A 13556-nucleotide genomic window follows, 5' to 3' on the forward strand; every position below is an offset into this window, starting at 1 on the left:
TGGATATCGGCCGTTATCTGATGGGATTTTACAACCAGCAACGGCCACATACTGCGAATGATGGAATCAGTCCTCACGCCGCAGAAGAAAAACTTAAAACCGTGTCCGGAATCAGTTGACCACTACAGATGATGGTAGACAGAGCTCATAGAGTAAAATTAGTTAGCTCACTGTCCGTGTCATCAGCACCACCTTCTATTTCTTCAAAGTCGCTCGGCCGATCCTCCTCAACCTCAACAGTGCCGATCAAGTCTTTCCAATCTAAATTAGGGTTTTGCTCCAATAGAGACAGCATATCCAGAAAGGCCTTGATGATAGTCTTGTCGTTATGTGCTCATTTTCTCACCTGGGGCATGAGCAACTGGATCGCTACCCTTAGATTGACTGGGCCAATAAAAATATTGGGCTATCAGCGATTCTCAACGATCGAAGGGCAGGGGGTCGTGGCTAAATAACCCCGAACAGGATTAAAGCTCAGACTCCAAAGTTTGATATCCCTCCATCATTTTCGGGATAGTTTCTGCTTTATCACGCGAGCGGCCCACCAGGCGGCGATGATTAGCAGAATGTAAAATAGAAAGACTGCAGCCGTTTCAACAATAGGTTCGAGCATACCTTCCTCCGAAGGACGACGGGGCCTGCTGACCCCGTGTTGGTTACTGGCATTGAAGCTTAACCGCAGTGCCCATGACCTGGGCCGTTCCAGCTACCAGCATCCCCTTATAACGTGAGCCTGCTTGGTGGAATTCCCCCTCACTGGCCCCACCGACCCAAAATATTTTGAGGCCAGTAACCGCGTTGTAGCCATCCTTCTTCGCACTTTCACCCAGTTCTCTAACGGATTGCTGAATCATGCTATTGACGGATGTGCTTATCGAACCGTCAAAATAGAGAGAACTCCAATAGGGTGCCATGGCCACAATACTGCAATTCGGCAGTGGAAATGATTCTGTCGTGTAGGTGCCGTAATAATCTGCGGCGGCCGACCAGGATGCACTCAGTGCCAAAATTGCCAAGCAGGCTGTGCGACGAATCATCCTTGCAGTTCCTTGTACTTAACCAGACGCAGGTTGCAGCTGTGTTTTTGTACTGTTTTCATGGTTTGACCCATGAAATGCGATTCCTTGTAATAGTAATCACGTGCTCTCAGAGGCATCAGGTCACCAACCAGGCGATAGTGGTGACCACCCTCCAGCGTAATTTTCCTGACGGTATAGCCATCACGCTTGCCATCCATGGTCTTTTGGCTCAGGTCACATTCATAGGCGATGGTGTGAGTACCTGCTTTTAGTTCCTGCTTGGATTGAGAAATCAGTGATAACTCGTGGCCATCGATGGACTCGACGGTAATGCCATGGCCCATTCCCCAGCCAGTCTCGCCGTTGAATTCAATCACCGCTACCTGATCACGTGGCAATGGGGCCCCTTCATAAACCTGATCCGTTCCGTGACCGAGCATCGAGGCGCAGCCTGTCATGATGCTGAGGGTTGCTGCTGAAAATACAATTTGAGCTGTACGTTTCATTTGTCATCTCCTTGTTCTCAAAATGAGATCACAAATATAAGAAACGTCGCCATGATAGACAAGCTGGATTCATTGTAACTGCAATCAAGATCGCTATTGCAGCTTTGGGTAACGGTCATAAGGATAAAAAGACAATGAATGCATTGAGGTTGTACTCATTTTGGATAAATAATCAAATATTCTCAGAATGAGATGATGGAACGCACAATGAGCTCGACCAAATATGCCCGCCTGATTGGCTGGTTAATTGCCACTCGACAAGCCAGAGGCCTGACTATTCGGGATGTGGCTCAACGTCTGGATGTTGTGCCCTCGGCGGTGCATCGCATTGAAAATCTGGAACGTCGGTTGGATGTTTACGAGTACGTACAGTATTGCGCTGCATTGGAGCTGGATCCCCAGGAGGGGATCCGCATGTTGAAGTGACCGTTACTCTGTTTCGGGGGAGAGGGTTTTCATCAGGAAACGAAATGCTTTCTGCTGGCGAATGCTCCCCCAAGAGATCTCTTTAGAAAACAGTTTTTCCGGGGAATCCTGCCGAATGATCTCCCAGCGATACACGCATATTTTTTGGGTGCTGGGCATCAAATTGAAAAAATTGACCACCATTTTCTGAATTCTTTCTTTGTCGTCCTTTTGCCAATGGCCGCAGATCAGATCCAGCAGCAGTGGATCGCTTACGATTTGTCTGGGGATCGATGAAATCTCCGGAAATATCATGATCAGTCGCCCCAATGACTGATCTCCCGCCTGAAATTTTCTCAACTCGTCAACGAACCCATCAAAATTTTCTCGAATGAATCCAGGGCGGTCGGGTAGTTGAACTGCCTCAATGGTTTGCCAACCGGCCAGATCGAACTCTGGCACAAGTTTTTTCATCCGTTTGAAAACCATTTTTTCAACGGATGAAACTCCCCGGATGCCATCCGCGCTTGAAGCTGAGTTACTTTTCTGGATTGCTTGCCGGCTGACAGCCAAGAGCTGGGCCCAGGCAGCTGTAGTTAATTGCAGTTCTGTCCGCTTTCGGTACTGCGGCAGCAGCAAGTCGACCGAGTGGATATAATTTCGGAGTGTGGTCTTGGGACTTACATGCCCCAGTTCTGCCGAGATTTGATGAAGTGGGTTCAGAACTCGATTACCATTTTCTGACGGGCTGACGCGAGAAAAGTACTTTTTGAAGTTTTCGATTTCTGAGGGCGGAACTGAAAATGGATTGGCGCCAGCCGCCCCTTCAGGACCGATATTACACATCATTTGCTGGAAATTGATTGTTGCAAACGAATGTCGCAGTGAGTGAAATGAGGATTGTGGGTCTCCAGTCACCCTGCGAATGATGGCCGAAAGCAATTCAAAAATCCGGTTCTGCAACGTCGACACTTTGCGCCGCGAATTCCAATGCATCAATCCGTCCGTGTTGCTGGCATGATCCTGACGCCATGTGAGCCAGTGATTGAGCAACTCGAACTCTGTGTTTGACCAGCGTCCTTCCATGGCGACGACTCGATTTCCAGTTTGAGTTTTGGGCTGCCAGTCGTCTGTTTTCGAGATCACCACCGTTCTGAACCCCTCCAGGTGCAGCCCAGTCATGCGCAAATTTTCAATTTCTCCACGACGCAACCCAGAGCGAAATCCCAGCAGCGCACAAATTTTTGCAGCCTCCAAAAACCGCTTATTCGGATTTGACGTTTCCGCCGAAATCAACCGATCCAGCCAATCCAGGATTGCCTGAAACTCCCACGGCATCAGCATGACTGGGTGGTGTTCATTGTGACCGTCGCGATCAAATGCCACCTGGAACAGCTCTCTGCTGCATCGTTGATGCAGAAACCAGCAAAAATAATTTAGATTTTTGGCAACGTTTTCTCGACTGCGGGGGCTGCATCTGTACAGCAATGCCTCGAATCGAATCTGCAAATCGTCGTTGTCGAGATCCAGAGGATTCTGATCGCCAAATTCCTTTGTCATCCGGTCAGACAGATCATTCGCGAGCCGTTTCAGGCTGGCCGGTTTCAGATTCTGGCCGAATGCCGTTGGGTTTTGGCTGAAAAAGCCTATGCATTGGGCAACGATTGCCATCGGAGGCGGGAGTTGTTGAGCAAGGTTTTTCAGCTGGACTTGCAGATCGTTGGACGAATCAATCGTGGATGCGAGTGTTTTCGCATCTGGAGAATGCTGCTGCTTTCGGCTTTGCTGTTCGTTAGCCTGCTGCTCAACGATGGCTGTCATGGATGGAATTAAATGGGTCAACCGGCGAACGTGCCCGATCTCCGAGAGACCTCGATTGCGGGCTCGATTGGCGAGGGCATGGGCCATAAACGCTGGCAACTCCTGGTGCTGTAGCGCCAGCATTGCCGAGAGAAATTGGTGTTGATTGCCAATCTCTAATTCTGGTGAAAACTGCCGAACCATTTTTTTGATTTGCTGAAACCAGCTGGCGGCGTTTTTGGGTTCAAAAACGTCTCGGTGCCGCCAAATCAGCAACAGAGTTAGTGAATCTGGTTGCCAGACCATGTCGATCTCGTGCCTAGGTTTGCTCAACCTGAACCAAAAATCATTTTTCAATCGTCGCAGACTGCTGATCCAGTGCTGTTGATTAAAATCCCTAATCAGATCTGGATCGAGTAATCGGCCATAGCGAATGGCCGAGTACAAAATTATTCCTCTCGCTGTTTTTGAATCACTGTTGATCAGTCGCTCTGAAAAAATTCGATCAAATTGCTGTAGTGCCTGCCAGAATTGATAATTGTTCGACGTGACCGGCGCAGACGGTCGGGGGATGGAAACGCTGCGGTGGATTTCGTCGTGAGATGTTCTTCCCTGGGCAACCAGAGTTTCGACAATCTCGGTTAAAATTTTATCCACCTGATCGCCGCTGGTACGGCGACGCAGTTCGTCGATGAGGAGTGTGAATTGCTGGCGGCGGACCCATTGTGATTCGGAATCGGGGTCAACCCCAACTGCCAGGAGAGCGGCTTTTGCAATATCAGACAACATCGAACCATTCCTCCTGAATGCCGAGCTCGTCAATGATTTCATCGAACGCTTTCAAAAGTTGTTTTTTCACAATGACTGGATCGGTGGTCGAAAACTGATCCCACATGGCCTCGCCTTGCGAGTGGTGGTTCATGGCCACATTGATGGCATCAGCATCAACCCCCAAATTGCGCAGTTTGTTTTTGAGAAATTTGCGGTTCGAATTCAATGGCCAGCGAGTGTAATGCCGCAGATGGCTCTCAATGTTTTTTGGGTTTGGGGAAATGATTCGGCCGCCCTCGCCCCTGAAAAACGAAAAATAGGCGACACCATTTTTTTGCAGTCCAATTTTTGCAAATGTGGCGCGGCGTACCCCGCAGTAAAAATCGGAAATTTTAATCGCCAGCGGATGCACTGGCTGAAATCGGGCATGTGAGTAATCTGGCTTGTCCTTGTCACGAAAAAACAGAAATCCAGACTCCTGATCAATTTCAACCAACGGGTCGAACACACCCCGGACACTGGTGCAGATGGACTGCACCAAAATCGCCAACAGCGTGTTGGCGTTATGCCACTCCACTGAGCCTGGCTGAAAATGTTGTGCGTCCTCGGCAATTGCCTGAATCACAGCCGCCATTTCATCCGTGGTTGGGACGTGGCGAGCAGCGAAAAAACCGCTGTGTTTGATTTGCAGTGGCCAAATGGGTTGTTCATCGAGTCGCTGGAGCAGTTGATTCAACGAATCGAAAAAACATATTGCGACATCTCGGTCAGAAACCGCAGAGTAAAACTGAGGTGTGTTGGCTGACGGAACTCGGATGCCAAACGTGGTTTGCACGATGACAGGGTCAAATGAACTTCGGGCAATTTCGAAAAGGCAGCGAGAGATTTTGGCGCACGTGATGCGCGTTGAATTCAGCGTCGACAGTGCTGATTTCACTGATTTTTTCAGCTGCTCTGGGTTGGTCGCAGCAACATGCCGGATAAATTCAACGACCTCACTTGGCTGCAGCAGAACGTTGGGAATTTCCACCGAGGGTGAGGAATACAGGATGTGCTTGGCCATTTTTACCGTCACAGGTGCTGGCTCCGGTGTTCGGTACTCTGGCCGAATGCGTGGGACCAGAAAAACGTTTTTCTCTTCGTCAAAACTCAGGTTTTCGGAGGCGGATTGAGCATCTGCCAAGCACATCTCGCCAAGGTCCTCGATTTTTGTTGAAGTTGCCAGCATCAGGACCAGAGCAATTCCAATGAATTTTGTCTTTTGCTTTTGCCGAAGTTGCTTCGCCAGTTGCCAAATTTTTTGCAATTCCGAATCGGTCAGTTGGGAGTAGGTCAGCGGCAGTGCGGCGTTCACTCGGGCCAGAATGGCCCGGGCCGATTCGGATTTCTGACGAGCGGTTTTGATCTCAATCGACTGACCCTGAAGTTTTTCAAGCAGAATCAGAATCTGATCAGCGGGGTGGTCCTCTCCGTGTGCGAGGCCAGCGGGAGGACGAAATGCCAGACTTTCGTGTGGAAAAAATTCAAGAATGCCTGGGTGGGCACCTGGGTCCTCTTCATCGGGTGGCAGCAGTTCCACCAAATTGCCAAACCGACCACGGGTGATCCCCTCCCTTGGAGATGAAGTGCGGTGGTGGGGATTTTTCGTGTGAGCGCCGCGACGAACGACTTTTTCCCCATCGAGAACCTTCAAGAACCGCAGAGCATCAGCAATTTCTGTATCTGGCAGTTCCATTGATTCGACAGTGGCCAAAGTGACAGTCTGCTTTGGGGGGAGAGTGAGGCTTTGATCTTTACCGCATTTGCGAATCAGCCGCCCAAAACCAGCAACGTCGTGAGATTTAAAGTCGATGGACTTTGGGTCGACCAAGGCTTCCAGCAGGCGATGCTGCAGCAACATCACGGTGCGGTTGCCCTCATTACAGACCAGCATAGCTGCCCAGGCTGGGTGGTCGTTAATGTATCCGTGCATGCGGCTGTCTGCAGAGACTGATGTGTCGATGGCCCAGCTTGAACCTCGCGTCTCGTTCTCGGCCATTGCATCCAGCTCTTCCAGAGCCTGGGCAAGGGAATCTGGCAACCCCAGTGCCTGGTGGATGAGATGCAGATTTTTCCGCACCTGGTGCAGCCCGATTTCTCCAGCTGGAGGATTGAGGATTTTTTTAACATTGTTAGCCATATCTATACCTGTTTTTTAACGTGGTATAGATACATAGCGTCCCACGGACAGCCCTCCTGGAAGGCCCATGGATACTGGGTTTTCACTTTGTCGTGTGCTTACCCAAAGGTGATCGGGCAGCCTTGCTTTGGCGTTTGAGCTTGCAAAAGCAGTTATAGGGGCTGTGGTTTTCGTAGAACTACAGCTGTTCAGAACTTGATCATTTATACCGTCCGGTATAGTGTTCAATAAAAATGAACGTTCATTTCTATTGAACACCATGGTGAAGGTGATGAACCAAAACGTGTTTCAGGCATGCGCTGACCAGCTGATGGCCCAGGTCCATATCCCTGTCGAACTAAAAAAAGTGGCTTCAGATGAGCTGAGTAATACCGGTCTGACTCTTTGTTTTTCTCAGCAAGAGGCATTGCCGATTTGGTGGGAAAGCGAACTGAGTAAAGAGCAGCTCAGCAGGCTGGCCAGCCTGGCTAAACACAAACAGGTTGTTGCGACCGAATTCATCCCGGCAGGTCTGGCGACTCAAATGAGGAAATTGGGTATCCAATATATGGATGCTGCTGGTAACGCGTTTATCTCTTCGGGCGGTATACACATCACCATCATTGGTAAACCGAAGCCTAAGCCGAAGGGGAGATCCTCGGCGAGTACTACCGAAGGGAAAACAGGTAAAGCCTTCCAGGCAGCTGGGCTTCGAGTTGTCTTTGAGCTCTTGATGAATCCTGATTTGGCCAATGCTTCGATGCGAACTCTGGCGGAAGCAAGTGACGTTTCTCTAGGTTCAGTAAACGCCATTCATAAAGATCTGATTGCCCACCGTTATCTCAAAAAAACGTCTGCCGGTATTCGTCTGATGGACAGGGAAAAGCTGATGCATAGGTGGGCGGAACTTTATCCTTATGCATTGCGGCAAAAATTGTTGATAGGACGCTACACCAGTGACCGAGAAGACTGGTGGCAATCCATTCGGCCCACCAGCGGAATTCAATTAGGAGGCGAAGTTGCGGCATATCAGCTCTCTCACTATTTGACCCCTAAAGACGGTTTGCTTTACGTACAGCAGGCTTCTTTGACTGAACTGATGAAAACTCTACGTCTTCGGAAAATAAAGGAGGGGGAAGTGGGCGTCAGAACGATAGATGTCTACGAAGCCTTCTGGAAAATTGCAGATAGTGAGTCGATAACAGCCCCTGAATTGGTTGTGTACAGTGATTTGCTGGCGACTGATGAGCCACGTTGCCTGGATGCAGCAGAGAGGATAAAGCATGAATACTTGCGTTGATGTAGCCGGGTCCCTTCCCGCTGGTTTGGTTGACATGTATCGGCTGGTCGAAGCTTCCGCCACCGATCTGGATATTCCGTTTCTGGTGGTTGGAGCAATGGCTCGAGACCTTGTTTTACACCATGGATTTGGAGCCAATATTGAGAGAGGCACCCGCGATGTTGATTTTGCAATTCAGGTCGATAGCTGGGCATCGTTCACGTTGTTAAGAGAAGCCCTGATCAAGAGTGGTATGAAGGAGGACGAGAGACTGATTTATCGCCTGGGCTTTGAAGCCTCGGATGGCTTGCCATGGGAATTGGATATCCTGCCATTTGGCGCCATTACCGATGACGCTAAGGATCTCAGCTGGCCACCCGAGGGTGACATCAAAATGTCCATGCTCGGATTTCCGGAGGCATTGGCGTCTGCATGGTTGGTCAATATACACAGCGAAGAAGAGTGCGTTATATCGGTCGCTAATCCTGTGGCTATGGTGATTCTGAAAATGGTGGCATGGACCGAGAGGGGCCCTCAACTACGACGCAAGGATGCCGGCGACGTTGCCTATATTATTAAAAGCTACGAGAAGATCCCTGAAGTGTTTGAGCGCCTCTATGACGAAGAGCAGGGATTAGCGGCAGCTTGTGATTACGATCTTGAAGAAGCCTCAGCCATGCTTATCGGCACTCAGATATCCGAGATGGCTGCAGAGCAAACCAAAAACTATCTCTGTTCTGAGTTGCTGGATGTTGAGAAACACCGGCTGGCTTTTATTCACGATATGGATGATGACCGAGCCGAGACCTGGGTTGACCGGTTGTCCGTCGCTCTTCAGAGATAAGCACCTCAGCCTGCAGTTCTATCCCGATGTTTCAGCAAACCCCATGTAAACCGAAATTCTAATGCAGCCGGAGTCACTGTGAATTTTCGATTCACAAGTGATTTTGCATGCGAATTTTCGATTCGCAGGAAGTAGGTTTTGCGAATCAATCAGAGTCTGGTGGATAAACGATGCTTGCATGGAATCAAAGCTGACAAGGCAGCACTAACACCTGTTATTTCTCGATTCGCTAGAGACTTCATATGCGAATTTGAAATTCGCAGGATGTGAATTATGCGAATTTTGCGAAAACTAGCGGATCATTAGACTCTTAAACTTGTGTCCTTTGGGTATTTATCTGTTTGGCCTCTCTTACACCGTAGGGGGCATGCAGCCTCAAAAAAATCTGTTCACCTTAATTCGGTAAGAATTCGCACCGCGAATCGAAATTCGCATGGTGGTTTGAATCACTGTGAATTAATGATTCGTTAGTGAAAGCAGATGCGAATCTTCAATTCACAAAATGTGAAATTTGCGAATCTTACGAACTCTAGCGGATTGTTGATTTTTCAAGCCTATGTATTGCGTGCGCTTATCTGTGTGGCGCCCGCTACCGCTTCGCTCTTTCCAGGAGTGTGGATGTTCATATACACCGTCGCTTTCAGGGAGAAGATTGCTGAGAGCGTCCCTGCTTTCAGGCGTGATAGATGGTAATCAGGAGGAAGTGTGCGATCTGAGAGCGTTGCTTGGTTTATAAACCGGCTGCAATCGGGTTTACGCGGCAGGAATCATCACCTGTAGGCCAATGACAGTTGGAATCAGAGCTCTTTGTTCAGGAGGGTTGTGGTCGAAAAAAGAGAAATCAGGTGCCAACTTTTGGTGACCAAAATTTTCTAAAGTGACATTAATTTTCAGACACTGGATACTTAAAAATTCAGAAAAAACCCTTTAAAAACAGTTGTTTGTAGTTTAATGTACATTTCAGAGCTTACCCTCCGGAGGCAAAGGTCAGAGGTTCGAATCCTCTCGGGCGGGCCATTCTTCGAAGTCTCTCGAAGCATCCCGCTTCAAATTCTCTCCCTTGTAACAGACACTAGCGTAGCGCCCGAGATGGACGAGAACCTCTGACAGGTTCGATTCGTAGTGAGCTTGCGAGCGAAGAAAACATCGGAGCTTGCGACGATGGCCCGAAGGGCATCAGTAATCCTCTCGGGCGGGCCACTCTTCGAAGTCTCTCGAAGTCTCTCGAAGCATCCCGCTTCAAATTCTCTCCCTTGTAATAGACACTAGAGTAGCGCCCGAGATGGACGAGAACCTCTGACAGGTTCGACTCGTAGTGAGCTTGCGAGCGAAGAAAACTTCGGAGCTTGCGACGATGGCCCGGAGGGCATCAGTAATCCTCTCGGGCGGGCCATTCCCTCAGCCGTTCTGGCAATAGTACCTGCTAACTTTTTAAAATTGAGACCATTTTGAGACCACGTCTGAAAATGCGATTTCAGGACTTGTGCCGTTTTTGACCTTTGACCTCGCTCCCGGGAATTGTGCTCAGCTCCATTCCCACGGTTCTTCCCCTCGTTGATAGATGGCTTGGGCAGAGCGTTCCAACAAGTGCTGAAACAAATCGAGTTCCCAACATTTGGGCTGGAATTTACCCAGAGTTCTCTCTATTTCGTATTGGAATACTTTCGGTTCTATCTGATTGGCGAAACGCCAGGTGTCTATAATGATATCGTGACGGCGACGCAGGAATTCCGGTGTGGGAACCTTATCCCGTTTGGCGTTATTCACGCGTTTAAAAGATGGAAGCAGATTCCAGAGGTCATTGTTGTGCCACAACGAAAAGGGCAATGCATGATCGACCTCCATGTCCTTCATCGTAATTTTCTGATCACTCCAAACGCAGGTCAGATCCTTTGCTTCTTCGTAAAGACGACGCGCCAGGCCTTGCTCCCTTTTCGGGTCTTCGTCTTGAGTCAGTAATGGTATTACTACGCCAAGATGAATATCAGGGTCTGTGTTTCTGGCGAAGCTTGCACAAAGCTCTGCCCAACGTAACAGCAATGAATCCCTAATCCAGTAACCTGATAAACAAAACTCCCGCCATAAATCCACTTCCAACAGCACCAGTTTTCGATGCTTGTCGTAGCAGAACATGTCTCCTTGCGCCGCGTGTTTGACTGGCCCATCCAGCAAAGCTCTGCTAATAACTGTGAGAGTTCTGTTTAACTGGGTAACAATAGAAACCGGCAGATTCCCTTTCTTCCACCCCAGAACAAACAGACTGTATGTCACGACAGGGTCCGAGCCATAGTTTTCCTGGCACAGCTCAATCAACCGGCCAAGGGGCTCTCGGAAAGCAAGTTGCCGGGTACTATTAGCATGATCATTATTGCTTTGGGGAACACGTATTGGGGCGGCGATTAAAGGCCAATAATAACGTAGCCAGCATTCTGCCAGTACACTGACCGGCATCCCTATGTATCCGCCGGGAAGCCAGGAAACAGCACTGCTATCCCGGTCTGACATATCACAGAATGCACGCAACAAGGCCAGTTTGTACGTTGCGACCTTCCTGTCATGTTTGAGTACCGCTTCAATCCGGTCCAGTGGTCGGTTTTGATCAGACGACTTCTCAAACAACATGATGTGCCATTGCACACCTGAACGGCCAAGAGCATCGCTGTTAGCAGACTGACTCAGTAAAACCAGACCCAGCTGTTCTGCGATCAAACGTACACGGTCAGCGTCCAAAGGCAGGAACAAGCGTCCCTCTGGATCGCGATAGTCTCGGTCAAGATCGTCACGAGAAGCTGGAATCGACAACAGCAGACGGCCGCCAACTTTGAGTAAATTGCGTAGATTCACAAACGCTTCGAGCTGTTCACCTGACGGGACGTGCATCAGAACCGCGCTGCACAGCACGCCATCATAGGGTTCATGAGCCTGAATTGTGGGTAAATGCCCTGCGTGGATACGAGACGATAGCTGAGGTGACCGGCTGACAGCCTGATGGCGAAATTCACTTACGGGTTCTACGCCATAAGCGTTATATCCCAGACCGAGCAAGGCCTTGAGATCGCGCCCGGAACCACAGCCAACATCCAGAACCCTACTACCAGGAAAGAAAGCGACAGGGAAGTATTCAAGCAATGGACTACGCACAGATTCGTAGCGAGCGAATACGTCTTTCACATGGAGCGCGTAGTAATCAAGAGTTTGAGAGTCTGTCATTAAGGTCCCGGGATTGGCCTGGATACGATCAGCAGCCATGGATAGGCTGGCAAAATGAAAGCACTATCTCGTTATCAAATCTGATTTATGAGTGAGATCAGTTTCCTTGAAAAGTCTCGCTTGTTGCAAGCCATGGACTGGAGTTATTACGATATGGAAGAAGGTACCAAAGAAATTAACTCGTTAATTGAAGCATGGCTCAAGCGAGATTATAAAAACCCTTTGGTTACAGATCAGAGTATTCAGTTTGGTTATCTGAAGTGCATCGATTTGTACCATAGCGAAGAGCTGGATGATGCCGCTGTTCGATTCACCACGGATGGTCAGGGGAGCGATCATTAGGACAAGTAGCCTGTTAAAGCCAATCTTTTTTGACAGGCTCTGCTGAACCTATTGTCAGAGCATTTGTGAATGTTTCTTTCCAATGGCAAACAGGTCTCAGAAAGGTAAACTTTCACATATTATTTCAAATTTATCCGGGACTTTTCAGGTGACAGCTTCATGAGTGGTGGCAGTAACCATCGACATTCCCAATGCTTTAACTGGTACTCGGCGACGGTGTTGACACTGTGCAGCCTGCTGCAGCTGACGGCTGTTCATGCTTCTGCCGGCACTTCATTTCAGCAGCTGATGTCTGACACCAGATTGCTTGCATTGGGTGACATCCATGGCTCAGAGAAGCCGATGGATTATTTGCTACAGCAGCTGCAACAACCCACGATTGCCCGTCAGATTGATAACATCGTGGTGGAGTTTGGTAATTCACGTTATCAACAGCTGGCCGATGACTATGTACTGGCAGGCATGGATATTCCTCCTCAGCAGCTGAATCGTATCTGGCGCGAGACCCTGTATTTCATGGCCTGGCAAACTCCGCAATATATTCGATTGATTGAATATCTGCGCCAGTACAACGGCAGTCATTCACACCATATTCGCCTGGTGCTTGCCGAACCTGTCTTTGACTGGAACCGGATCACTCGTGATGAATGGAACGAGTTAACAGTGACTCGCGAAGCAAGTTATCAGCACATTATTCAGACTGAAGTGGTCGATAAGAATGAAAGTGCTGTATTGCTCTTTGGTTCGTTCCATCAAATGAAAGAGCCAATAGAAGTCCAAGGCAAAGAGGGGAAATTTGTCTCCGTGGTCGCTCGTCTTGTTCAGCAGGGAATTAAGGTAATCACCGTCTGGCCGCATACGGGGCCAGTCTTGGAAAATTACCCTCAGTCAGCTCTCATTGACCTGCGACGAGAGGCGTTTGGCCAGCAAAGGCTCTCTGACTTCTCTCCCCGTTTCCTGTCGAATGAGCCATTGCGCAATATAGCCGATTATTATCTTTATCAGGGCGCCGATCTCCGTGATGCCAGACCGGACCCTGCAAACATAACTGATACTGACTGGCATACAGAAATGCTCAGAAGAGCGTATCTGCTGGGCGGCAGAGTTGAACAACAGGTCAAGCAATGGCTGGAGCAGTACAGCACCAAGCCCGGCCTGTCTGATTGATTGAGCTAAACATAGAGCTCGATAGACAGGTAGATAGTCGCCAACACAACCTTCA

At 49.1% G+C, this 13556-nt stretch carries 10 protein-coding genes; 5 read left to right on the forward strand and 5 right to left on the reverse strand.

The annotated features are described in order from the left end of the window. Positions 1–656: 656 nt before the first annotated feature. Entirely contained in the window at positions 657–1037 is a 381-nt protein-coding gene (locus K6123_RS09500; RefSeq protein ID WP_221797059.1) for a hypothetical protein, read from the reverse strand. Beyond that, positions 1034–1525 carry a hypothetical protein gene (locus tag K6123_RS09505; RefSeq protein ID WP_221797061.1) on the reverse strand — a complete coding sequence of 164 codons (492 nt, stop codon included), beginning with the start codon at positions 1523–1525 and terminating at the stop codon, positions 1034–1036. The genes K6123_RS09500 and K6123_RS09505 overlap by 4 nt, the downstream gene beginning before the upstream one ends. Before the next feature lie 207 nt (positions 1526–1732). On the opposite strand from K6123_RS09505, the gene K6123_RS09510 reads away from it, so the two are divergent. Continuing rightward, positions 1733–1951, forward strand: a complete 219-nt coding sequence (locus tag K6123_RS09510; RefSeq protein WP_221797063.1) for a helix-turn-helix domain-containing protein — start codon at positions 1733–1735, stop codon at positions 1949–1951. A 3-nt stretch (positions 1952–1954) separates the two neighbouring features. Here the strand turns inward: K6123_RS09510 and K6123_RS09515 are convergent, their stop codons facing one another. Together K6123_RS09515 and K6123_RS09520 are read right to left on the reverse strand one after the other, a co-directional pair. After that, positions 1955–4519, reverse strand: a complete 2565-nt coding sequence (locus tag K6123_RS09515; protein ID WP_221797064.1) for a tyrosine-type recombinase/integrase — start codon at positions 4517–4519, stop codon at positions 1955–1957. After that, on the reverse strand, positions 4509–6680 hold the full coding sequence (locus K6123_RS09520; protein ID WP_221797066.1) for a hypothetical protein: 2172 nt from the start codon (positions 6678–6680) through the stop codon (positions 4509–4511). The genes K6123_RS09515 and K6123_RS09520 overlap by 11 nt, the downstream gene beginning before the upstream one ends. Positions 6681–6951: 271 nt before the next feature. Here K6123_RS09520 and K6123_RS09525 point away from each other — a divergent pair, with 271 nt between their 5' ends. Continuing rightward, complete coding sequence (locus tag K6123_RS09525; protein WP_221797069.1) at positions 6952–7959, forward strand: type IV toxin-antitoxin system AbiEi family antitoxin; 1008 nt, start codon at positions 6952–6954, stop codon at positions 7957–7959. After that, positions 7943–8782, forward strand: coding sequence for a nucleotidyl transferase AbiEii/AbiGii toxin family protein (locus K6123_RS09530; RefSeq protein WP_221797071.1), 840 nt, complete (start codon positions 7943–7945; stop codon positions 8780–8782). Before K6123_RS09525 ends, K6123_RS09530 begins: the two co-directional genes overlap by 17 nt. 1524 nt (positions 8783–10306) lie before the next feature. Here the strand turns inward: K6123_RS09530 and K6123_RS09535 are convergent. Continuing rightward, the gene (locus K6123_RS09535; protein WP_221797073.1) at positions 10307–11992 is read right to left on the reverse strand and encodes a class I SAM-dependent methyltransferase; all 1686 of its coding nucleotides are present in this window, start codon (positions 11990–11992) and stop codon (positions 10307–10309) included. Positions 11993–12079: 87 nt separating this feature from the next. Between K6123_RS09535 and K6123_RS09540 the strand changes: the two genes are divergently transcribed. After that, positions 12080–12334: a T6SS amidase immunity protein Tai4 family protein gene (locus tag K6123_RS09540; RefSeq protein WP_221797075.1), complete on the forward strand. Its 255-nt coding sequence runs from the start codon at positions 12080–12082 to the stop codon at positions 12332–12334. A 159-nt stretch (positions 12335–12493) separates the two neighbouring features. Then, on the forward strand, positions 12494–13501 hold the full coding sequence (locus K6123_RS09545; protein ID WP_221797077.1) for a hypothetical protein: 1008 nt from the start codon (positions 12494–12496) through the stop codon (positions 13499–13501). Positions 13502–13556: the final 55 nt, after the last annotated feature.

The sequence above is a fragment of the Oceanobacter mangrovi genome (genome assembly GCF_019740315.1).
GTDB classification, from domain to species: Bacteria; Pseudomonadota; Gammaproteobacteria; order Pseudomonadales; family Oceanobacteraceae; genus Oceanobacter; species Oceanobacter mangrovi.